This is a genomic window from Peptoniphilus grossensis ph5 (assembly GCF_000311825.1).
In the GTDB taxonomy this organism is placed as follows: Bacteria; Bacillota; Clostridia; order Tissierellales; family Peptoniphilaceae; genus Peptoniphilus_A; species Peptoniphilus_A hominis.
This window is the reverse complement of record NZ_HE978566.1, coordinates 141098-164841: the sequence shown is the minus strand read 5'-3', so window position 1 is coordinate 164841 and position 23744 is coordinate 141098. Positions and strand designations below refer to the sequence as shown.

The following is a 23744-nucleotide window of genomic DNA, read 5'->3' as shown; positions in this document are numbered from 1 at the left end:
TCTTTGTAAAGAAAATGAAACTTGCTAATTGCAAAACAATGTCCCACTTTCTTAGAAAATGTGTATTGGAAAAAGAAATTTATGTAGTAGATTTAGAACCGTTTAGAAACCTACAATGGCTACTTTCAAATGCAACAAATAATATAAACCAGATTGCAAAAGCTACTAATACAACTGGTGTTATTTACAAAAATGAAATTGAATCAATGAATAAACAGATAGAAAAGTTATCAAAAGAAATATGGCAGATCCATTCCCTACTTCTTAATAAGTCAAAAGAAAGTTCTGGTGATTAGTATGGCAATTACAAAAATACATCCTATAAAATCAACTCTAAATTTGGCAATAGACTACATTACTAAGAGTGAAAAAACTGATGAAAAAGTCTTGGTATCTTCATTTAATTGTCATCCATCTACTGCCCATATTCAATTTATGAAAACACGAGAAGATAATGATACTAAAGGTACAGTTTTAGCTAGACATTTGATTCAATCTTTTCTACCAGGAGAGGTTGATCCTATAAAAGCTCACGAAATTGGAATGGAATTATGCAAGAAAATTTTAAAAGAAGATTATGAATTTGTTCTTGCAACTCATATAGATAGAGGGCATATCCATAACCATATTATTTTTAATAATGTTAATTACAAGACTGGTAAATGCTACCAATCTAACAAAAAAACTTACCATAAAATCAGGTATCAAAGTGATGAATTATGTAAAGAAAATAAGCTTTCAGTCATTGATAAATATTATGAAGCTTACAAAAGAAAATATAAAACTGCTGGTAAGTCTTGGTACGAATATGACCAAAACAAGAAAGGAAATTCTTGGAAATCTAAACTACAATTTGATATAGATAGAATGATTAATAAGTCTAACTCGTGGGAAGAGTTTTTAGAAAATATGAAGTCTCTTGATTATGAAATTAAGTTTGGTAAACATATTGCTTTTCGTCATAAAGATAAGCAAAGATTTACAAGATCGAAGACTATCGGAGAAGATTATACTGAGGAAAAAATCAAAGAAAGAATAGATTTAGCTATTAAAAACAAAGCTAATCCTATTAAAAAACATGTAGGAAATGTTATTGATATATCTACAAATGAAAAAGCTCAGTCCTCTAAAGGTTACGAAGTCTGGGCAAGAAAACATAATATCAAAACAATGGCTGATTCAATAATTAAACTTAGAGAACAAGGAATTAATTCAATTACACAGCTCGATGACCTGATCAAAAAATCTGCTGATGATAGACAAGACTTGTTAGATAAAATAAAGAAAATTGAAACTGAGATGAAGAGTTTATCCCAAGATATGGAAAATATAAATACTATAAATAAGTATCGTGAAATCTATAAATACCATAAGAAAAATCCTGAAGATAAACAATTTGCTGAAGAATATTATAGTGAACTTTCCGTCTATAAAATAGCTGCTAAAGAGATATTAGAAAACTATAAAAATCTACCAAACACAAAAGAAATTCTATCCAAACTCGATAAATTTCAAGAAAAAAAGAACACCCTTATGCAAGAGTATTCTTTGAATAAAGAACAATTTTCCGACCTTGTTCAGTATAGGAAAAACTATGAAAATTATTATGGGAAAGAAGTGGAGAGATAAAAAGCTATAAGCTTATCCGCTTATAGCCTTTTAAAATTAATTACAAATTTACTCTAAGCTTATTATATTACTTAAAGAGATCCTTCTAGATGACCTACAAACATTGCTATAGGAAGTAATAAGATCAAAAGGATATTTAATGCCATAAACAACTTATCCTTTTCCTTTAGCCCAAATACTAAACCTATTAGTCCAATAATTGGGCAGACAAACATTGATGTGAGTCCAGTTGGTTTTAGGTTTGTATAGTTTTGAAATGTGTCTATTGGCAGTAAGTAGGAAATCATAAAAATTACGGATCCAATTAGAAACATTTTTTTGCTTAAATTCTCTTTCATAAATTCTCCCCTCTTTTTTTAACTTATTAAGCTTTCAGCATTGATATCAATTCTTTGTTGAGATTCAGGAGAACAAGAAAAACAACAAGGTTTGCATTTTGCAATACATTTATTAAATAGAGCAAATCCTAATTTATCATATGCCATAAAACCCTCCATTTCTAATTTAATAAATATCTCTTTTACTAAGAATCATGGTGTTTAATATTATCATAATCACCAAATAAACGATCGATAAGATAACCACTCTTAAATAGATGGAACTACTGCTATTAATAGATAATAATACTATATTTCCCGATATAAGATATTTCATAATTGAAGATGAAAAATTCCCAGATATTTGATGGATTATTGTATCAAATATTTGTAATATTCCAGCTGACTCAAGGAGACCAATAATAAGTGTAACGGCAGAATTTCTTATCAAATACGCTAAAAACATTATTACAATACTATAGGTTATATATAATAAGTATTCTGCGAGTATATATTTTATGAATATTCCTGTTTCTGTAAATTTCAAATATCCATCCATAATATAAAATGATAATGACATAATAATAAAACTGGTAATAAATATTGCGAATGTATATATACATATTATTATTACTTTTCCTAAAATTAGTTCTATTTTTTTTGGAAAATTTTGATTAATATTTTTTAGAAAACTTGATTTAAGTTCATCTCCTATATACATTACGATAAAAATTGTTTGAAACATCAATAAAATTTTACTTTGAATATTTCTCATAAATAATTCAGTTATAGGTATATAGCCTAAATCTAACCAATCTGGAATCACACTTCCAACATAAATCCCCCAATTTATCTGTGTGAAATTTATTTTCAAGTTTTCTAGTGCTGCTTTATCATTAATATAGTAATGATAATCAACTTTTGTCATATATACAGATCCAATTATCATAAGGCTACTAAGAATTAAAATTATCCATGGATATTTGTTTCTTCGTAGTCTATATAACTCTAATTTTATTGCTCTACTCATCTTAACATCTCCATATAATAATCTTCAAAGCTCATTTCTTTTACAGAAATTGAACTTATTTCTATGCCACAATTTACTAACAAAGAGTTTATCAGACTTATTTTATCAAAGTAATCATTTAATATAACTTTTCTACTATTTATAATCTCGTTTTCATATCCATGTTTATTTAAAATTTTTGATACTTCATTTGTATTGTTGGTTATTATCTCTATCCTTGATCTACATTTTTTATGCAAGTCTTCTATTGTAAACTCAGCTAGTAACTTTCCTTTTGAAATCACTCCAAAATCTGTTGCAATTTTAGATAACTCTTCTAATATATGGCTTGAGATAATTATGGTAATACCGTATTTTTTATTAATTTCTTTTAACATATTTCTAATATCGACTATTCCTTGAGGATCAAGTCCATTAATTGGCTCGTCTAAAATAATAATTTCAGGAAATCCTATAAGTGCCATTGCAATACCAAGTCTTTGTTTCATTCCTAAGGAAAAACTCTTAACTTGTTTATTATAATAATTTTCCAACCCAACTATTTTAAGTATTTCTTTTATATACATTTCATTTTCTATATCATAAGATAAACATTTTAATTTCAAATTGTCATAAGCTGTTAGCTGCATATATAATGCTGGCGTTTCTATTAAGTTGCCTACTTTACTAAAATAACTAGAATTTTTTTTAACATTGTTACCAAATAGCTCTATATTTCCACTACTCTTATTAGATAATCCAGATATCATCCTCATAATGGTTGATTTTCCGGCTCCATTATCTCCTATTAAACCATAAATAGATTGTTTTTTTACTTTTAAATTAACATTATCTATTGCTGTAAAATTTCCGAAATTTTTTACTAAATTTTTAGTTTCTAATATATATTCGCTCATTTGATTATTCCTTTCTATAATTTTATGAGGAATTCTATATAATGATATTATATCTCCTACTTTTAATATAATTATAAGAGTTTTTATAAGATATTTCAGCTAACTTTTGTGAATATTCTTTATTATCTTTCCTATATAATTTTTAGTCATTGAAGATACTCCATCACTTATTCTTTGAATTCCTTGTTCAAGAAAAATTATTACTATAATACTATTTTAACTTTTCCCTTTTACTTTAGAAATTGCTCTTTGAATAAAGAACAATTTTCTGACCTTGTTCAGTATGGGAAAAACTATGAAAATTATTATGGGAAAGAAGTGGAGAGATAAAAAGCTATAAGCGGATAAACTTATAGCTTTTAAAATTATTTACAAATTTTTTATTCTAAACTTCTTATTCTATCTACAAGACTATTTTGGCTATGCTTTTCATAAAATTTGCCAGTAAATATTATCGCAATAATTATATTTACTAAATTTACAAGTATAAGTGACATGATTACAAATTTATATGAAGTCCGCTTAGTTTGTTCCATAAAATCTATCAAGATGTATTTATCTACAAGAAGCATAATGATGAAAGAATAGGTCTGAATTTTTTTATATTTTCTCTTCTAATTTCCCTATATTCTTCAAGGCTAATTTCATCTAAAAGAAAGAGGTCTTTAATGAATTTATCCGATAGATAGAAATTAAGCTCTGCTTTTAAATCTCTTTCCAAATATTCAGTCTTTATAATTTCTTGTCTACCTTTAAATTTTTAATAGATTTTAACCATTTTCTTTTTTCAACAAATCCTTATTAACTCTATATCCAATAATGATATAAAATAACATTTGTAATATAACTACAATTGTCATAGTCTTAACATTTAGATAATTACTAAACACTATTATTACATCTAGCAATATAAAAGATATCGCATTTAATCGCAAATACTTAGCTGCATACTTATGCGCATATTTCCAGTTTTCTTTTGATTTTGTACTTAATGCTGTTCTAAAACCACTATATTTACTGATATTCCCATTTGCTATATGCTCATAATAAAAAGACAAAAACAGTTCTGCTATGGGCAATAGACTAATTACAATTTTTTCAAAATTCATACGTAAACCTTCCCATTTCATTAGCTTTTATTCTAACCATCAGATGCAGATATATCATTATGGGTAAAATAACCATGCAAATTGCTAGCAAAAAAACTTAATCTTAGTAGTAATTTTTTATTTTTCTTTCATGTTAAATCTCCTTTACTTTGCTATTACTACTTCTATCTTATTTCTATTTTAACTATATAATATTTATAAATTTATTTCAGCTAACTTTTGTGAATGTTTCATTAGATTTCTTTTACTAGATAATTAATAATTATTTTTTATACACAAAAAATAATTGATCGCATATTCCTTGTATTTCATGGTCATGAGAAATAATTATTAGGATATTATTCTTACTTCTTTCTTTTATTTTAGAAATTGCTTTTTTCTTCATTTCTTGATCCAATCTAGATAATACTTCGTCCAATAAAATCAAAGATTGCTGAGCAAGCATTATCCTAGCTAACTGTATTTTTTGTTGTTCTCCTTTAGATAAAGCGTCTTTAAAATTTTTAATACTATAATTTTCAATTCTTTCTAACCCTAGAAATCTAATTATTTTTTTCTAAATGCGGATCATCTACCATCTTTTTCTCCATTTTATTCCTCCAAGATTTTTATCTCATCATTTCTATTCTTATTCTATATTCTTTTGACTTCTATTTCAGCTAACTTTTGTGAATAAAAAAGCACTAGAATTATATAATTCTAATGCTTGTCTCTAAAATGAATCAACATATCCCAATTCAAGCACTTTATCTATCATTTCTTGGTAATTTCTAACGCCTAACTTTTGATATATTCGTGATAAGGATACTGCCAGACTTCTTACATTCGTATTTAGTTCTTTAGCTAATTCTTTCCTTGATAGTCCGTTTGAATATAGTTTAACTATATGAATTTCACTTTGTGTTAATGGCTCTAACATATGATTTTCTTCTGGGAAGATTACTTTACCTTTCAAAGCGATAGATTTTATATCTTCTATTAGTTTAGATGTCTCTTCTTCTTTGGAAATAAATCCTTTACATCCAATTCTTTTTGCTCTTTTAATATAGAAGTCTAATTTATAGGCTGTTAATATTACTATTTTTAGATCTTCATACTTTTTAATCAATTCTTCAGCCGCATCTAAACCATTTATTGTTCCTTCTATACCTGTCAAATTTATATCTACTAGTAACAAGTCATAGTTAAGGACAGATTCATTTATACTAAGGTCTCTAACATTATTTACTATATCTACAGAAATAGATTCGTCCGTCTCTAAGCTCATTTTTAAAGAAGTTGCGACCATTTTATGATCTTCTATTAATAAGATTTTCATTTACTACACTCCTCTCTACTGGAATTTCTATTTTAAATTCTACAAATGATTCATCTAGTTCATTTTGATTATTGGAAAAATTAAAATCAAATTTTCCGCCATATTCTCTTAAGTTCAATTTTAGTATATTTAATCCTATATTTCCCTCTACTATTTTTTCTTCATCTTCTAAATAGTCTCCATAATTTTTTATGGTAAGACGAATCTTATCTTCTGAATTTATAAGAACAATGTCTGTACTATATCCTTTTGAATGTTTTAATGCATTTATTAATAATTCATTGATACATTTGTAAATCAATTCAGCATACGGACTGGGTAGATCTATATTTCTATCACATTCAAATTCTATAAGCATTTCATTATCTAAATACATATTTTCTATATCAACTATAAGTCTGCTATATGCGTCATATATAGAGCTATAATCATTTAGCATTGGATTAAATGAATTTATTTCATGACGGATTAAATCGTTTAGTTTATCCAAATTTTCTATAATGTATTTTTTGCCAGATCCTGAAAGATTATCTTCTATCCACCTTCTTATAGCTATTATAATCTGCAGAATGTCATCATGTAAAAATGTCTGTATCTTTAAAGTATTCAGTTTATCAATTTCTAAATTTCTATGTTTTTCAACATAATAGTTATCCAACATCTCCTCGAAAGTTATATAATTGGATTTTCTATGTTTTTCGAACAGGCTAAATTCTACCAAAAACATAAAAAAGCTTAAAGAAAATAGTATCACTCCTGAAAAAGATAATAATATGAAATAGAGCATCAGAGACAAAATTATAAATTCAGGAAATATTTTTTTCAAAGAACGTGATAAAAATAATAAACCGCTTTTGATTTTTGTCTTACCAATCCTATACAGCAATATAGATTCAATGAAGATACATGTAAATAGTTGATACTCACTTATAGAAAGAAGACCCTCAGCTTCATACTTCTTGTATATGAAAAAAGCTGTTATAAATAAAGTTTGCAATATTATAATTGTCTTACTTTCATATTTTCGAATATTTTTATCCTTTGAATATAATATGATTGGAGTCAATAATAAAATAATCACAACATAATTAAATATTGAAGATGCTAAATAAGCATTAAATTTCATTATTGTTATTGATATGATAATCCCCATTGTTGTAATTAAAGGAATGAACTTAATTCTACTCGATGAGCTTAAAAGACTAAAACTTGCAAATAGTATCAAGCTATAGATTAATAGTTCGATATACTTTCCTATCGAAAGATTTTTTAATATTAAATCTTGTAAAACCATGAAAATAATAAATAATTCAACAACTAAGCTATGCATCAGTATATAATTTTTTTCAGTATTTAACACGCATATAATATAAGCTAAAAAGTTTATAATACCTAGTAAAAATACTATTACAATCCCCATATCTAATGTCTGCTGATATCTTATGAATGGTGCTAAGGGAATGAACAAAATAAATTGCAATAGTATATGTGTAATTAAAATAAAATTTTGTTTTTTCATCCTGCCCTCCTTTTAAATTTTAAATCTGATAATCTTTATATATACAATTCGATTTTCTTAATTCCGAAAAAAGCTCTATTAAAATTATACATAAGATTCTGGTATTAATTACAAATTTCAATATATTGTAATATTTTTGTGTTTCTATTTTAACTTCAGCTTTTAATACTATTATAGACGTATTAAGATATAATTACAGCTAACTTTTGTGTATCATACCTACCGTAATTTTATAACGTCATTATACAATCTGTTTCCACATGATAAAAAAATAAAGGCAGTCCGAAGACTGCCAATATTTATCTCTCTGCGCCTTTGCTATGGTCTTTCTTATTAGATTTAGTTTTATCGTCTGTCTTAAAGCTTTTTATTTGCCCTAATATGGATTTTTTATCCTTGTCTTGACTCTTTACTTGTTCTTTTGCTTGTTAATTTCATTATTACTCTTTTTCATTATCATACTCAAGTAAATCACCTGGTTGACAATCAAGCTCTTTACAAATGCTAGCTAAAGTGTTAAACCTTATGCCTTTGGCTTTTCCTGTCTTTAATATTGATAAATTTGCTTCGGTTATTCCTATCCTTCCTGCGAGCTCTTTTGATGTCATATTTTTCTTTTTTAATACTTGATCCAGATTTATAATTATTTGATCCTTCATTTTCAAATTATACTTTCCGAATCTTCTTTTAAGGATTTTCCCGAATTAAATATCATCATTGATGAAAATGCTATAACCATCAAAATTATATTCGTTAAATAATCCTTAATAGTTAAATTAAAAACACCGCTAATATTGTCCACTTTAAGATAATTGAAAACTAGCTTAGAAATAATTTGACAAATCGTCAGAACTATAAGTGCTATTAATATATCTCTCAAATATTTTGAATTTAAGTCTGAAAAATAATCTTTATTCTCTAAATTCACTAAAATCTTCTCGAATTTATCCAATGAGAAACCAACTACAACGAATATCATAAGAGCACTCAGGCATGAATAAATAATAAAAGGAAGTGAAACCTCTTGTAGATTAAATTGATGAGATTCAACTACTTGTATTACATCATCTTTAAAAATCAGAGTTAATACACTTCCAAGCAAGGTAAAACCTGCTCCTAAATATGAAATATATCTTAAACCCTTAGATAATATAATCGCTATTTTAAAAATAAAACTCTTCATAACTTCTCCTCAACACTTTCGTTTATCTATTATCATCTACATCTTTCCATTCTTGTACTCTATCCTTCAAATAATTTAAATCTTCTTTAGAAAGTTCCCAGGTTAATGAAGAAGGCAGCAAGGGCATTCCCTCCATTGTAATATATGGATAATTTTCATAAATATAGAAATCTATCTTTGTAGCTTTTTTATCCTCTCTCTTGCTGGTTAATAAGAAGTGGTAAGACTCTATTGCATCATCTGGTATTTCTTTAAAATAATTGTCGAAGTTTTTATCATTAATATTTGCTACGCTCATTCCCGTTAAATTGCCAAAGTAGTCTAAAACTTCTTGTTCTTCTGTTTCAACAATTTTTTTATTGTTAGAATCAAATATTTCAATCTTTTCTTCTTTTTTACTACTTGTTTGTTCTGTTGTAGTATTTGTACTACAAGAAGTTAAAACTATAGAAAAAACAAGAAAAATAGCCATTATTAAAAATCTTTTCCTCATTATAATCCTCCCCATTGAATTATTGTAAAACGATAATTATCTTTGATTATTATTGTAAAACAATAATTATAATTTGTCAATATCATTCGTGATGACCTAAAACTTATCAAAGTCTTCTTGCGTAGCTACTTCTTTGTATTTATATTCATCATTATTCTTTTCTGTAAACATATCATTTACAAGTCCAATTGTTAGTTGAGATAAACCAGAAACAGAAAGACCAAGTTCCACTGCCCTTAGTAAAAACAAGGGTGTAGTCATTGGTCTTTCTGTTGGTCTTACTTTTTTTAGGGACTTCTTCTGACTTTATGTTTAGCCCCCATAATTCAATTATTTGAGGCAGAATTTTAAGACTCATTTAGAACTTTGTTAGAATCCGATTTTTCCATCAAAACATTAGTTCTAAAAGTTCTGGAATAAGAGCGATTTCTAAGTCTCCGTCATATCCCATATTTTTCTCAGTTAAAGCTGTTTCAATTTTACTGAGTGCAATCCTACTTTTATAACCTGTTATCTTATTATCTATACATCAATACTACAATCTCCACATATAGCACCATTATACAACCTATATACATATAAAAAAATAAAGGCAGTCCGAAGACTGCCGATATTTATCTCTCTGTTCCTTTGCTATGGTCTTTTTTGTTTGACTTAGTTTTGTCATCTGTCTTAAAGCTTTTTATTTGCCCTAATATGGACTTTTTATCCTTATCTTTACCCTTTACTTGTTCTTTTGCTTTTAAGAGCTTAGAAGACAAAATACGAACATTCTTATGTTCCTTTCCGTTGCTGTCAATACTTGTCTTTACTTGTCCAAATATTTTAACAAAATCTCCTTGTTTTAGGTTCTCTAAATCTTTTGTCTTATCTCCATATGCTGAACAATTGGTATAAACTTTATTCCCATCGTCATCTTTTGAAACAATTGAAAAGTTGCTTACCTTGAACTTTTCTCCATTAGCATTTTCTCGTTCAAGATTTTCTACTTTTCCAGCTATATTACCAACGAGATTTATGAGATCGTCTTTTTCTTCAAGTTCATTGGTATTTTCAACAATCTTACCTTGTTCTTTCATATCATCAATCATATAGTCAAAGTCATCACTTAGCAGACCTGTTGTGTCATTGTTCATATATAATACATAGACTTCTTCAAGTGCCTTTTCATCATTAACACCTTTTTCTATGCTCACAAGTGCTTTTATAAAATCCTTGTAATTATCATTCATCATTTCTTCTAAGTTTTCTCTAATATCTTTGTATTCCATAATTTCCTCCTTGTATTAAATAAGGAGAGCCTTTCGCTCTCCTCTATCTTTCTTGTCCTTTTTCACTTTTTTCTTGATTTTTATCTTTTTCTTCTTCCGATTTGAATTTTGATATTTGTCCTAATATTGATGGTTTCTCTTCCCTTGCTTGAAAGTTATCCTCTACATCATAAGTTGATTCAAAGTAATCACTGTCTTTAAAATCATTGTCATACCTATCTGGTATTCCGTCATTATCAAGATCTTTTGCTAGTGGATCATAGAAGTTTCCATCATCATCTATTTCTAGTCCTAGTGCTTGTTTTAAATCTTCTTCATCTACTGATACCAAATCATCAAAACTTGACATCTTTATGGCTTCAGTCATATCTTTAAGAGCTTGTGAATTAGATATATCTTCTTCTACAAAAGATTCTGTTTTAATAGCTACATCATCTACATACTGAGTCCATGTTTTTTCTTCCAAATTTACCTCATATTGAATAGAATGCTTACCATCAGGTGTTTCTGTATAGGCAAGTCCTATATGACTTAAATCAGTGTATAGTTTGTCGAAGTCTTCATAGCTATTAGATTCTGAAAACTCATAGTTAGAATAATCAACTATCGCCCTCTTTAAATCTTCTAATAGTGGTGACTGGTTTTCTAACTCTTCTACTTCTCCCATATCTAAAAGTTTATTAATCTCAGCTAGTCTTAGTGTCTTATCCCTTAACTCATCTGCTTTTTCAAATGGTTTAGTTAATTCTACTTTAGCATTTTCTAAAGATTCTTTATAGTTTTCAAGGTTTTGATTTAACCTATCAAGTCTTGAAGGCATTTTTTCAATGACATTATCAAGTCTTGTTATATTACCATCAGTAGAGTTTGAAAACTCTCCGAAATATTCTGCTTTTCCTAGGAGTTTAAAAGTATGAGTATTAGTCATAAAGTTATATGAAACTTGTAAGTCTAAGTTTCTATATTTACCAATAACCTTGCTATCATTTATCTTTACTTTTTTTATTTCTTCTAATAGCTTCTCTCCAGCTTCTTTCTTATCTAAAATTTTATTTGCACCAAGAGTGATTGAAGTAAATTTGCTATCTCCCTCTCCTAATTTCTCAACATTTGCAATATCTTCTTTAACTGCTTGTATTTCCATTTCTGTTTTTAAAATACTTTGAGGATAAATTTTATTTACCTTATCTTCAAGCTTGTATTTATTAGATTTATAGTTTGCTTCAAGCATTTTTAGCTTTGTAACTTCGTTATCTAAATCCATTTTTTCTTTAATTAGAGGATTTCCAGTAGCTAAAGCCTTAATTTCTGAATAAGATAGACTTGCTTCATCAACATCTTCTGCAACTCTTACTGGAGTTTTTGAAGTCATAATTTGGGATATGAATTTCTGCTTATTTTCTATTGTCTGCCACAAATAGGCGTCAAAGGTATTTTCTGTTACATATCTAAAGATATTTACCTTATCATTTTCATTACCTTGACGAACAATTCTACCACTTCTTTGCTCTAGGTCAGACGGTCTCCAAGGGACGTCTAAATCGTGTAAGGTTATTAATTTGTTTTGTACATTTGTACCTGCTCCCATTTTTTGAGTAGAGCCTAATAATACCCTTACTTCTCCTCTTCTTACCTTGGAGAACAATTCATCTTTTTGTTTGTCTGTATCTGCTTCGTGGATAAAGGCTATTTCTTCTTTTGGTATTCCCATATTCACTAGCTTATTTCTAATATCATCATAGATATTAAATTCTCCATCTCCTTTTGGTGTGGACATATCCGAAAATACTAATTGGGTCGATAAATTTTCTTTTGTCTTATCCCAGATCGAGAATATATTTTTTACGCATACATTTACCTTTGAATTAGGATCATCTGGAAGTAGTGGATTTATTAATCTTTGGTCAAGAGCAAGTTTTTTACCATCATTTGTAATCTTTAGCATGTTGTCTTCTGTTGGTTCGACTTGGTTGTTTCTAACTGCGTCTGCTCTTTCTGAAATAGCTTCTAATATTTCTTTTTGTTCCTCAGTAGGTTTCGTTTTAATAACTTCAAAATTTGCTTCTGGTACTGGCAAATTTAACATATCTGAAGTCTTTATATCCGCTACTTCTTTAAACATGCTCATTAACTCTGGCAAGTTATAGAACTTTGAAAATCTTGTCTTTTGCCTATATCCAGTTCCTTCTGGAGATAATTCAAAGGTGTTTTCTGTTTCTCCAAAAGTAGAAGCCCAAGCGTCAAAATGTTCTAATCCTCTTGCCTTTAAATCGTCATATTGAAGATATCTTTGCATGGTATAAAGCTCTGTCATTGAATTTGATATTGGTGTACCAGTAGCAAATACAACTCCCTTTCCATCTGTCATTTCATCCATATACCTACATTTCATATACATATCTGAAGACTTAAAGGCTTCGCTCTGACCGATACCCGCAACATTTCTCATCTTTGTATGCAAGAATAAGTTTTTGTAATTATGAGCTTCGTCTATAAATAACTTATCTACTCCTAGTTCTTCAAAGGTTATTACATCATCTTTTTTAAAGTCATCATTTAGCTTTTCAAGCCTTACCAAGAGTTTCTTCTTTGTCTTTTCTAGTTGTTTTACTGTGAAATTTTCCCCTCTATTTCTTTTGTTCTCATCAATAAAGGAAACTATATCATCTATTTGGTCTTGTATATGCCTTACCTGGTATTCCTTAGACATTGGTATTTTTTCAAATTGAGAGTGTCCTATGATGACTGCGTCATATTCTCCCGTTGCAATCCTACCAATAAATCTTTTCCTATTTTTTGGTTGGAAGTCTTTTTTATCGGCCACCATAATGTTTGCTGACGGATATAATTGCATAAACTCTCTCCCGATTTGAGTGGTTAGATGGTTAGGAACTACAAATAATGATTTACTTGCAAGTCCTAACTTTTTAGATTCCATAGCAGAAGCTACCATTTCAAAAGTTTTTCCTGCTCCTACTACATGGGCAAGTAGTGTATTTCCACCATAAAGAGTCCTTGCTATGGCGTTTTTTTGATGTTCTCTAAGTCTGATTTCAGTATTCATTCCATCAAAAGTTAAGTTAGAGCCGTCAAATTCTCTATTCCTAATTGAGTTAAATTTTTCATTATAAATTTTTTCTAGCCTATATCTTCTATCAGGATCTTCAAATATCCAATTCTTAAATTCTTCTTTAATCAGTTCTTGCTTTTGACTTGCAAGCATAGTTTCTTTTTTGTTTAATACTGAAGTCTTAGAACCATCATCGTTTATTACTTGGTCAAATACTTTTGTATCTTTTAAGTTAAGGGCATTTTCAATTAGCTTATAGGCATTCACTCTACTTGTACCATAAGTCATGTTAGCAAGGTCATTAGCCGAGTCAACACTTTTACCTTCAATGTTCCATTCACTTGTATGTGGTGAGAACCTAACATTTATATTCCACCTATCATAACCTGGTGTTTTTAAAAGATTAAAAGTAAAGTCTTCTATATCTTTCTGAGGTATCCATGTTGCTCCTAACCTTACATTTATATCAGAAGCAGTTAGTTCTTCAGGCATAACTTCTTGTAATTTTTCTCTTTGATATTTGAGTTTGCCCAACTCGTTTAATAATGTGTCTTTCTTTTCAGAAGCTGCTAAATCTATTACATTTTCAATTTCTCCGATATATGAATTGAGGTAACCAATCTTTTCTCTAATATTGCCACTTAGATACTCATCAGCCGATACATATGAAAAATGAAAGGGATCGTCATTGTCAAAGTTCTCGAAAGGCATTCTGTTATTTATTAGGTCTGTATCCTTAATATCTAAAAATATCTCGCCCTCAAGTTCACCAATTAAAGTGTCCCTATCTTTATTTGTGATAGATTCCATATATTCAAAATCTACATATCCTTTTTGTGAAACTGATAAGACTAAGGCTTCAAGGGAAGTATCTACATGATCTACTACCTTTGCCTTTGTTATTGTTCTTTTTGAAAATATATCACTCTTAGCTTTGAAATTATCCTCATCATCAAGTATTTCTATTGATGATACCAAAGGAAAGTTTGAGTCTTCCTTTAAGGCTCTAGTGTTTGATAAGGAGTTAATAAATCCATGTTTCTTTGAAAAGTTATCATAGACCTCATTTAACTTTGCTTGTGACTCTTTTATTTCTTCATCAGAAAAATCGTCCTTTTGTTTTTCTATTACATCTTTTAAAGCATTCATTACATCAAGATAATCTTTTATCTTTTCTTTATTTTTATCTGATATATTCTGCTTAATTAATACTGAGTTTTCTCTAAGGTAAACTTCTTCGTCAATAATAGTGTAAGAAAAGTTTTTAACATCATCTGTTGCTGGAAGACTTAATTCTTCATCTTCTAATAGCTCGACCTCTTCATATTTTGAATTTGAAGATATTTCCTTACTTGCAAGATCCATTAAATCCTTTAGATTTTCATCTTCTCTTTCATCACAAGTAATAGTATTTCCAAATCTACCAGATACTTCTTTCATATCTCCTAATACCATTTGAGGATTATCTACAAAGTATTTATTATAAGTCAAACCCTTATTATCAGTTGCTAGATGAATCCAATCGTCATCTCTTTCTATAACTGAATCTCTCTTCTTTAGAAAAATAATATCTGAAGTAACTTCTGTACCAGCAAGTCCTTTAAATGTTGTATTAGGAAGCCTCATAGCTCCTAAAAACTCACATCTTGCATTAATATATTTTCTAACAGATTCATCTTTTTTATCCATAGTTCCAGATGATGTTATGAAGGCAATAATTCCTCCATTCCTAACCTTGTCTATTGACTTTGCAAAAAAATAATCGTGAATCAGAAAGTTATTTCTGTTATATTCACGATCGTTAACTTTAAAATCTCCAAAGGGAACATTTCCTATAACTAAATCGAAAAAGTTATTTGAGAAGTTTGTTTCTTCAAAGCCTTTAATCTGAATATTAGCTTCAGGATAAAGTTCTCTTGCTATTCTTCCGCTTAGGCTGTCTTTTTCTACTCCATAAACTTTAGACGCTTTCATTTCACTTGGCATATTACCAATGAAATTACCGACTCCTGCAGATGGTTCAAGGATGTTCCCAGTCTTAAAACCCATATCTGTTAGGGTCTTATATATTCCATCCATTACCTCTCTAGGTGTATAAAATGATGTAAGAGTGGACTCTTTAGCATTCAAATACTCTTCATTTGTTAGATTTTCTTTTAAAATATTTCTTGCTTCAAGCCATTGTCCTCCCTTTTCTTCATCAAAGACATCGGCAAGACCACCCCAGCCTAGATAATCAGCAAGATAGGCTTGTTCATATTCTCTTGGACTCCTATTTTCATTTTCAAGTCTTTTTAGCATTTTAATAGCTTTTATATTTTTATCTAGCTTTTCTGATGGTGTAAGGTATTCTGAGTAGATATGATTTTTCAAGTCATAATTTCTAGCAAAACTTAGCTTTTCCTTATTAGGTTCATAGCCTAGATTTTTTAAATCCTCTTTACCCCTCAATAAGTTTTCGGCTGCTTCCCTTGGGACATCATACCTATCCATCATTTGGTCAATTTCGGGATTGTAGTTATCAATAAAGCTTTCTTGTTCTACTTGTCTTTCAATTTGATTTTCATGCTCAGGTAATTTGTATATCTCATAATTTCCACTATCTAAAAGGTCATCAATCTTTCTACTTTCTTCAAATGTTTCGCCCTTATATAAAGAAAATTCTTCTCCATTAACTTCTACTTTAGTTTCTGTTTCAATTAAGTTAATTCCACGAAAAGCATTCTCATTTTCTAAAATAAATTCTTTTCCAACTTTTACTGCTAGTTTTTCTGATGTTTGACTTAGATTTTCAAAGATTTCTTCAAGGTATGAATCGTTTCTATATGGAATTACTTCCGAACCCCTAATCATACCTCCCATATATTCCATATTATCTCTGATAGTTACAGTTTTAAGTCCTCCACTTAGTTCATCAAAATCTGTAATAGTAAAGTCTTTATACTTATATCTAACCTGATCACCTATCTTAAACTTAGGCTCTATCTTTTCCTTAACTTCTTCTTGTAATGATTTTTCCTCACTTAATGCAACTTGTTCTTCTAAATATGAAAATTCACGCTCATTTACTTCTTCACCATCACCAAGGTCAATCCTATAATGCTCGACAACTTCGCCGTCTACATAGTGGTCAAAATAGAATTTGAAATATCCGATATAATCATCAGTCATTTCTCTAAATTCATTTTCTCCAAGAGTTTGATTATGGTATTTAACATCAATATCCTTTTGTCTTAGGACATTTATTAATTCTTTGGTTACTATCTGCGCACTATAATCGGGAACTAATTCGTGGTTTTCATTAAATTCTACAATCCAGTAATCTTTTCTGTTTTCAGTGGTTTTGCTATCAAAAAAAGAAGCTTCATCAGCTTCCTTTTCTTGGCTTATTTCATTTTCTAAGCTTCTACGTATTCCTTGATTGCCATTTTCTTCACTGTTGCCATCAAGTTGTTCATCTGTCCTTGATATTCCTCTGGATTCTCTCTCATCATCTTCTCTGTCAATCCTTGTGCTTTCATCATCTTGACTTTCTCTCTCTTGATAAAGTCCACTGCCTGATTCTGAATTTCTTTCAGATGGTTCAAAAGTGTTTTCTCCTCGTACATTTCCTGAAGTTTCTTCCAGTTCTCCATGTCCTCGCTCCCTACTAGGTAAGACAGTCTTAGAACTGCGTATGTCGGATTCGGATATCTCTCCATAAATTCCAGATCCTTCTCCATCATGTCCAAGGTTTTCTCTTCGATCTTCATCGCTATTTCCTCTGTCGCTTCCATCTGTGAAAACTCGTCCATCTCTACTTCTTGACCTATCATCTCGTCTATATAAATCATCTTGACCTCCTCTATCTTCATTTATATTTTCTATATCTCTATTATAGTCGCCACCAGCCCTTTCTGTCAGCAGCCTAGCTCGATCCATTTCCTTAGATTTTTCTATTGTTCTATCTATAATATCTTCACTAACCCTTGATATTACAAGACCTATCTGCTCTAAAGAAATTGTATTAATCCTAGAAAAATTATTTTTTAAATTTTCCATATCCATAGGGTAGGCTGTATTAAACCTATTAGCTACCGCATAGGATATTGAGTCCCTCATAAACTTTTCAAAACTAAGTCTATCCTCTATATCTATCCTTAAATCAGCAAGAGCCAAGTTAATATATTCATCTCCATAAATTCGACTCAAAGAAAATATATTTTCATTGAGTGAATCACTAGCTTCAAATGAAGAATTATTTATTATTTCTTTTAAAGCCTCGTTATGGTTTTCGTGGTCAAATTGCCATAAGCTAACCTCATTAATATTCCTATCCATTGATGTGGTCTGACTAATATCAAAAATATATGAAACTTTTTTGTTTATATCACTTCCAACTAAAATTGGAATGCCCTTTTGACCTCTCATAACAACTCTGCCAAAATATTTTTTCCACATTTCAAAAGTCGCACAAGCTCTAGCTTCAGGTTCTTTGTTATATATACTTAGTTGGCTAGAAAAATCATATTTTTAATTGTTACCTACAACCTTTAAGAGTTTTAAATATTCTTTTTCATCTTGTAACACTTCATATTTTATAGCTTCTTGTATATTCTTAAAATCATTTACTTGCATTTTATACCTCCATTCTATGAATTTCTTTTATAATAGCCATTAAAATATCGACCACAATAGAATTGCCGGCCTGCTTATATAGTTTACTTGAAGTGCAATTTTTTCTTCTTGGATGTGCTTCTTCTAGTTTGTTAATATCACTGTCATCAAAACCCATTAGTCTTAAACATTCTCTTTCTGTTAAATACCTATACTGACCATTTCCAATATCTATTATTCCAGAATTAGGTACTCTCATCTGTTTTGTAGAAATAGTATAAGAAAAATCTTTAATCACTTTTAGTCGCCCTCTAAAACTGTTATCTATACCTTTATTTAAAAATTTCAGCATATAAGGTTGGGTCATTGTATAAAGTTCACTTACATCCTTTTCAAAAAATTCACTTAGTGGTCTTGTTTCTTTCCTCTCCAATTTATTAAAAGAAAAGTTATTTGCTCCAAGACATGAAACAACAAATATCCTCTCCCTTTTTTGAGGTATCCCAAAGTCCATTGCATTTAAGATTTTATACTTGCTTTCATATCCTAGGCTCTCTAGCTCTTTTAGATAAATAAAAAAGGAGTCCCTCATATTTCTATCAAGGACTCCCTTTACATTTTCCCAAATTATCCATTTAGGTTTGTCTTTCATTTCTTTAATTATTCTAATTGTTTCAAATAGTAAGCTTGATCTAGTTCCTGAATTCTTTGCTCCTCCCTGCTTTTTTCCTATTCTTGAAAAGTCTTGGCAAGGACTTCCATGCATAACTAAGTCTATCTTCTCATTAGGAGCTTTATATCCTACTACTGATTTTGCTTTATAATCTTCTCCATAAAGTGCGTTGTATGATTTAACACAAGCCTTATCTATTTCTACATAATCAACAACTTCATAAGGTATCTTTAAATTAATAAAAGCCTTTCTAATAGCACCTATGCCGCCGAAAAGCTCTAATATTTTTACCTTATTCATTTAGATTATTCTTGTACCTATCTACAAGCTCCTTTATACTATCTTCTATTTCTCTTAAAAAGTCTTCTTTATCAACTTCGCCAGAGCTAATCTTTGCAAGTTTCATTTCCCATTCAGATGTTGTTTCTGCTGATTTAAACTTATCCTCTACAATCGATACAAGTCTATTGCCTTTTTCTGTTACAAGTAGATTTTTCTTATCTCTTCTTATAAGATCCTTATGGATAAGATTTTCGATAATTCCTGCTCTTGTAGCTGGTGTTCCTAAGCCTTTTCTTTCTACTTCTATAGCTTTATCCAAAGATTCTACTCCTGCATTCTCCATAGTCTTTAAAAGTGTATCTTCATTATAATGACTTGGGGCTTTGGTGAATTTCTCCGATATATTTTTAGAAGTTAGCTTAATTTTATCTCCAGTCTTTATATCTGGTAATTCATTTTTTTGTTTTTCTTTTCCATAGCTCTTTAGATACTTGGTATAACCTTCATCGATTATAGTCTTGCCACTTGCATTGAAGTTAAATTTATCATATTCATATCTGATTTTTCTACTAGATTCCTTTAAGTTATCCGAACATGAAGCAAGTAATTTATCCTTAATTAGATTATAGATTTTACTTTCTTTATCAGTTAAATCTTTGGCTTTTCCAATACCTGATATAGTAGGAATAATTGCATAGTGGTCTGTAACTTTAGATGAATTAAAAATAGACTTAAAGTTTGATTCATTGATTTTAAAATCTTCTTCAAGTCCTTCCAATAATTCTTTCATAGTAGTAACCATATCATCGGTTAAATACCTACTATCTGTTCTTGGGTATGTGATTAGCTTTTTTTCATACAAAGCTTGTGCCAGGTTTAAAGTGTCATTTGCTGAATATCCAAAATATTTATTTGCTTCTCTTTGTAAGGTCGTGAGATCATAAGGCTTATCTGGTTTTGTGCTTATTTCTTTATCTTCTACCTCTGTAATAACTATTTCATCTTCTAGCAGATTTAATAGTTGCTCTGCAACTTCAATTCTATCAATCCTATCCGATACAAGTTTCAATCCTTTATAAGATAGATCAACTGTATAATATTTTTTCTTCTTAAATAGGTTTATTTCACTATCCCTTTTAGCTATTAAATATAGGGTTGGGGTTTGTACTCTACCAACAGAATATGTTTCCTTGTAAATGCAAGAATAAAGCCTACTTAAATTCATTCCTACCAGCCAATCTGCAATAGCTCTTGCACTTGCCGATCTATATAAGTCTTCAAAGTTTTCCCCTTCTTTAAGATTTCTAAAGCCATCCTCAATAGCTTTGTTTTCCATTGAAGATATCCAAAGTCTTTTAATCTTCTTCTTACATTTAGCTTGATTATATACAAGTCTAAAAATAAGTTCTCCCTCTCTACCAGCATCACAAGCATTTATAACTGTGTCGATGTTCTTATCATTTAAAAGTTTTTTCAAAATTCCATATTGTTTTTTAGTGCTTTTAGATACTTCATAAATATATTCTTCTGGAATTATTGGAAGATTTTCTATTGACCATTTCTTCCATTTTTCATCGTGTCTTTCTGGACTTGCCATTTGAATTAAATGACCGACACACCATGAAACAATGTATCCACCTCCCTCATAATATCCGTTTTTTCTTGTTCTTGCTCCAATTACTTTTGCAATTGTAACTGCTACACTAGGCTTTTCTGCTATTACTAACTTCATTAATACCTCCATAAATAAAAAAAGAGCGAAAGATTTCTCTCTCGCTCAAAGTTTTTCTCCCGAATATTATATTTTTTTCGGAAGAATTCGATTTACTTATTAATTTCTTTTTCTAGTTCTTTAAGAACTTTTATAATCTCTTCAAAGTTTGGATATTCTCCATATATCATTTCTGACATAGCCTTATAATCTTTTTCTATTTCAGAAAATCGGTATTTTCTTGGGACTAATTTTAATCTACCATCTAATGCTTCTTCATACCTTGCCCACTTCCTAGGATAAAACTTCATTTTGAATTCAGTTACTTTCTTTAATAACTCCTTATCCTCTAAGGCTCTGTCTTTGAAATCTGAATTTGCTATTTTATATAAGTCATAAAAGTGTCTTGCATACCTATGTGGCATAGGAGAAGATTCTGGTCTATTTGCTTCGTGGTGTAAAATTGTTGCTTTTTCCCAAAAAGTTCTCTCTGCTGATACTGTTCTTATATTAGTTTTTTCTTTAAAAACATTTGGATAGGCTTCTCCAATTATTGGCAGGATTTCCACTTCAATTGCAGGTGTCCATGCTGCAAGACTTCCTATTTCGAGTCTTATATTTTGTGTCAAATAATTAGATTCAAAGATTTTAGGATATTTACATAGAATTGTTTGTGGATCAAGAGTATCAATCATAAATTCAAAGTCCATGTCCTTGAAATCTTGTTCTAATACTTTTAATAATTCATCTCTTAAAAAGATTTCAGTCTTTTCATTGACTTCTTTGTTGAATTTATCCTGTTTAGTATTTGATCTTTCTAACCAAGGTTCTTTTTCTTCGTAACCTAATACTCGCCAATCTAAGATTAGATCTATATCTTCAGAAAATCTTTCTATAAGTCCAAAGCATTTTGAAAGTGATGTTCCTCCTTTAAAGGTAAAATATTCCCTCCATTTGTTTTCATTAAATAGATAATCTAAGATAAAAGTAACCCAATAGTCTTTTTCAATGACTGCTTCAGATATATTTTTCTTTCTGGCTGTATTTACTATTAAAACTCTTAAGTCTTCTTTGTCTTCTATATAAAACTTATTCATTTTTGCCCTCACAAATTTCCCTTATTACTTCATATACCCATGCAGGAACTGATTTTGATTCGTTCATTAAGTCTATTCTTTCTTTTTCACTTAAGTTTTCTCTTATTTTTTGTATAACTTCGCTGGTTATATTTTCTTTACCTAAAGACTTAATTGCTTGAATAACTGTTGCAGTCTTTAGGGACATATTAGCAATCTCTCCTGGATTTACTTTTTTAAATTCTAAAACCGTATCCCCAATTTTATATTCTTTATATCTTCCACTAGATATATATTTATAGTGAGTTGGAACTTGTGTTGAAAGTCCTAATAAGTTTAAGGCTGTACTATTATATGGTGCAATATTCCAATTGTATTTTCTTGCTATGGCAAGTGCTAACTCGTGAATTGATACTGCTTCGTACTCTCCGATTAATTCACTGTATATTGGATTATAATAGAATCCATTAATTACTCTTTTTATTTTATTTTCACTAACTAGTTGATTTAAAGTTCTACGAACAGTTTCATTTCCTGCTATATCTAAGAAATCATTGTTTATAAAAACTTTTCTGCTATCAAAATCATTAATTCTATTTTTTATTTGATCTAAATAGGAATTCATTTTGCACCACCTTTCTCCCGAATATTGTATCATATTCGGGAGAAATAATCAATTTAGATTAAATTTTCATATCCTTATAATAGTTCATCGTCATCATCATCTAGTGATTCTTCATTACTTTCTTCATTGTCAGATTCATCTTCTGACTCACTAATATAATCTTCATCATCTTCTTCAAAGTCTTCCAACATTTTATCTTCCTTAGCTTTAACTACCTTAAAATAATATCCTGCTCCTACTACTCCTCCAATTACAAGTGCAACAATTAGAAATGAACCTATCCCGCTTTTCTTTTCTTCTTTTACTGGAACAGTCTTAGGTTCTTCTTTTTTTACTTCTTCTTTCTTAGGCTCTTCAACCTTTATAGTATTTTTATCTTCTGATTCAATCATATTAAGTAGGTCTTGCTCTCCTACTTCTGTTAATAATCTTACATTATCTTGATTTGATGAGTGATCCACTATTAGGTGCATAGTTTTTCCACTTTTAGTTTGAAATGTTAAAAATTGTCTTACATCTACTGGATTTTCTTTATCTTTTTCTGTATCTCCACTTGGTGTAATATCTTTTCCATTCCTATCTACATTTTCAATTACTGAACCTCTTGCCTTATTTTCTTGTGTCGCAAGATTATTTACTGCCTTTGTATTACCACCTTTTACAAGTGGGGTTTTCTTAGGAGGATTATTTGAAGGCTTGTTTGCTTCACTTGTATTTCCTGGTATTCTTGGAACATCTTGATAAGGAATTTCTTCTTTTGATGGTGTAAAAACATCATCTTTCAACATTTTTTCAAATTCTTCTTTTTGTGGTTCATAGATTGATTCATTTTGACTTTCTATTTGCCCTTCATTTGTCATCGCAAATGTAGCTTTTGGTACTGTAAATGTAAAAAGGAGTAACGCTATGGCTACTCCTCGTTTAATACTCTTATTCATTTTTCTAT

General features: G+C 29.5%; 21 protein-coding genes and 3 pseudogenes. 3 read left to right on the top strand and 21 right to left on the bottom strand.

The annotated features are described in order from the left end of the window. On the top strand, window positions 1–296 hold a 296-nt coding region (locus HGPG_RS00770), incomplete at its 5' end, for a MobC domain-containing protein (protein ID WP_019124145.1). Window position 297: 1 nt separating this feature from the next. Further along, on the top strand, window positions 298–1629 hold the full coding sequence (locus HGPG_RS00765; protein WP_019124144.1) for a relaxase/mobilization nuclease domain-containing protein: 1332 nt from the start codon (window positions 298–300) through the stop codon (window positions 1627–1629). Between the two features lie 71 nt (window positions 1630–1700). On the opposite strand, the gene HGPG_RS00760 is transcribed toward HGPG_RS00765, so the two are convergent. Genes HGPG_RS00760 through HGPG_RS00750 form a run of 4 tightly spaced genes read right to left on the bottom strand, consistent with a single transcriptional unit; the run spans window position 1701 to window position 3872 of the window. Beyond that, a complete protein-coding gene (locus HGPG_RS00760; RefSeq protein ID WP_004835614.1) occupies window positions 1701–1967 on the bottom strand; it encodes a hypothetical protein in 267 nt (88 codons plus the stop codon). 18 nt (window positions 1968–1985) lie between these two features. Then, window positions 1986–2114, bottom strand: a complete 129-nt coding sequence (locus HGPG_RS10565) for a hypothetical protein (protein ID WP_004835646.1) — start codon at window positions 2112–2114, stop codon at window positions 1986–1988. A 19-nt stretch (window positions 2115–2133) separates the two neighbouring features. Next, entirely contained in the window at window positions 2134–2976 is an 843-nt protein-coding gene (locus HGPG_RS00755; protein WP_019124143.1) for an ABC transporter permease, read from the bottom strand. Further along, a complete protein-coding gene (locus tag HGPG_RS00750) occupies window positions 2973–3872 on the bottom strand; it encodes an ABC transporter ATP-binding protein (protein ID WP_019124142.1) in 900 nt (299 codons plus the stop codon). The genes HGPG_RS00755 and HGPG_RS00750 overlap by 4 nt, the downstream gene beginning before the upstream one ends. Before the next feature lie 243 nt (window positions 3873–4115). Here HGPG_RS00750 and HGPG_RS10660 point away from each other — a divergent pair. Next, window positions 4116–4202: pseudogene (locus HGPG_RS10660) on the top strand (relaxase); the annotation flags it as partial. Window positions 4203–4431: 229 nt separating this feature from the next. Here the strand turns inward: HGPG_RS10660 and HGPG_RS10630 are convergent. The 17 genes and pseudogenes from HGPG_RS10630 to HGPG_RS00675 all read right to left on the bottom strand — a co-directional run bounded on the left by HGPG_RS10630 (window position 4432) and on the right by HGPG_RS00675 (window position 23736). After that, window positions 4432–4593 (bottom strand): SHOCT domain-containing protein, encoded by a 162-nt coding sequence (locus HGPG_RS10630; protein ID WP_019124141.1) that lies wholly within the window; start codon window positions 4591–4593, stop codon window positions 4432–4434. 49 nt (window positions 4594–4642) lie between these two features. After that, the gene (locus tag HGPG_RS00740; RefSeq protein ID WP_019124140.1) at window positions 4643–4981 is read right to left on the bottom strand and encodes an SdpI family protein; all 339 of its coding nucleotides are present in this window, start codon (window positions 4979–4981) and stop codon (window positions 4643–4645) included. Window positions 4982–5243: 262 nt separating this feature from the next. Further along, window positions 5244–5489 (bottom strand): ATP-binding cassette domain-containing protein, encoded by a 246-nt coding sequence (locus tag HGPG_RS10050; protein WP_245543883.1) that lies wholly within the window; start codon window positions 5487–5489, stop codon window positions 5244–5246. A gap of 204 nt (window positions 5490–5693) precedes the next feature. Then, window positions 5694–6299 carry a response regulator transcription factor gene (locus HGPG_RS00730; protein ID WP_019124138.1) on the bottom strand — a complete coding sequence of 202 codons (606 nt, stop codon included), beginning with the start codon at window positions 6297–6299 and terminating at the stop codon, window positions 5694–5696. Further along, the gene (locus HGPG_RS00725; protein ID WP_019124137.1) at window positions 6271–7818 is read right to left on the bottom strand and encodes a sensor histidine kinase; all 1548 of its coding nucleotides are present in this window, start codon (window positions 7816–7818) and stop codon (window positions 6271–6273) included. The genes HGPG_RS00730 and HGPG_RS00725 overlap by 29 nt, the downstream gene beginning before the upstream one ends. 299 nt (window positions 7819–8117) lie before the next feature. After that, window positions 8118–8246: pseudogene (locus HGPG_RS10445) on the bottom strand (DNA-binding protein); the annotation flags it as partial. Window positions 8247–8258: 12 nt separating this feature from the next. Beyond that, on the bottom strand, window positions 8259–8477 hold the full coding sequence (locus tag HGPG_RS00720) for a helix-turn-helix domain-containing protein (protein ID WP_036731347.1): 219 nt from the start codon (window positions 8475–8477) through the stop codon (window positions 8259–8261). A gap of 2 nt (window positions 8478–8479) precedes the next feature. After that, complete coding sequence (locus HGPG_RS00715) at window positions 8480–9001, bottom strand: DUF2975 domain-containing protein (RefSeq protein WP_019124135.1); 522 nt, start codon at window positions 8999–9001, stop codon at window positions 8480–8482. Between the two features lie 22 nt (window positions 9002–9023). Further along, a complete protein-coding gene (locus HGPG_RS00710) occupies window positions 9024–9494 on the bottom strand; it encodes a hypothetical protein (RefSeq protein WP_019124134.1) in 471 nt (156 codons plus the stop codon). A gap of 96 nt (window positions 9495–9590) precedes the next feature. Then, window positions 9591–9755: a hypothetical protein gene (locus tag HGPG_RS10300; RefSeq protein ID WP_019124133.1), complete on the bottom strand. Its 165-nt coding sequence runs from the start codon at window positions 9753–9755 to the stop codon at window positions 9591–9593. Between the two features lie 353 nt (window positions 9756–10108). Then, a complete protein-coding gene (locus tag HGPG_RS00705; RefSeq protein ID WP_019124132.1) occupies window positions 10109–10765 on the bottom strand; it encodes a hypothetical protein in 657 nt (218 codons plus the stop codon). Between the two features lie 43 nt (window positions 10766–10808). Beyond that, window positions 10809–16652, bottom strand: a pseudogene (locus HGPG_RS00700) (helicase-related protein); the annotation flags it as partial. A gap of 1801 nt (window positions 16653–18453) precedes the next feature. Continuing rightward, window positions 18454–19404 carry a DNA cytosine methyltransferase gene (locus HGPG_RS00695; protein ID WP_016502693.1) on the bottom strand — a complete coding sequence of 317 codons (951 nt, stop codon included), beginning with the start codon at window positions 19402–19404 and terminating at the stop codon, window positions 18454–18456. Then, window positions 19397–21118: a DNA topoisomerase 3 gene (locus HGPG_RS00690; protein ID WP_019124129.1), complete on the bottom strand. Its 1722-nt coding sequence runs from the start codon at window positions 21116–21118 to the stop codon at window positions 19397–19399. The genes HGPG_RS00695 and HGPG_RS00690 overlap by 8 nt, the downstream gene beginning before the upstream one ends. A 92-nt stretch (window positions 21119–21210) precedes the next feature. Beyond that, window positions 21211–22194 carry a nucleotidyl transferase AbiEii/AbiGii toxin family protein gene (locus HGPG_RS00685; protein WP_016502695.1) on the bottom strand — a complete coding sequence of 328 codons (984 nt, stop codon included), beginning with the start codon at window positions 22192–22194 and terminating at the stop codon, window positions 21211–21213. Beyond that, window positions 22187–22798, bottom strand: a complete 612-nt coding sequence (locus HGPG_RS00680) for a DUF6088 family protein (RefSeq protein WP_016502696.1) — start codon at window positions 22796–22798, stop codon at window positions 22187–22189. The genes HGPG_RS00685 and HGPG_RS00680 overlap by 8 nt, the downstream gene beginning before the upstream one ends. 74 nt (window positions 22799–22872) lie before the next feature. Further along, window positions 22873–23736 (bottom strand): CD1107 family mobile element protein, encoded by an 864-nt coding sequence (locus tag HGPG_RS00675; RefSeq protein WP_019124128.1) that lies wholly within the window; start codon window positions 23734–23736, stop codon window positions 22873–22875. Window positions 23737–23744: the final 8 nt, after the last annotated feature.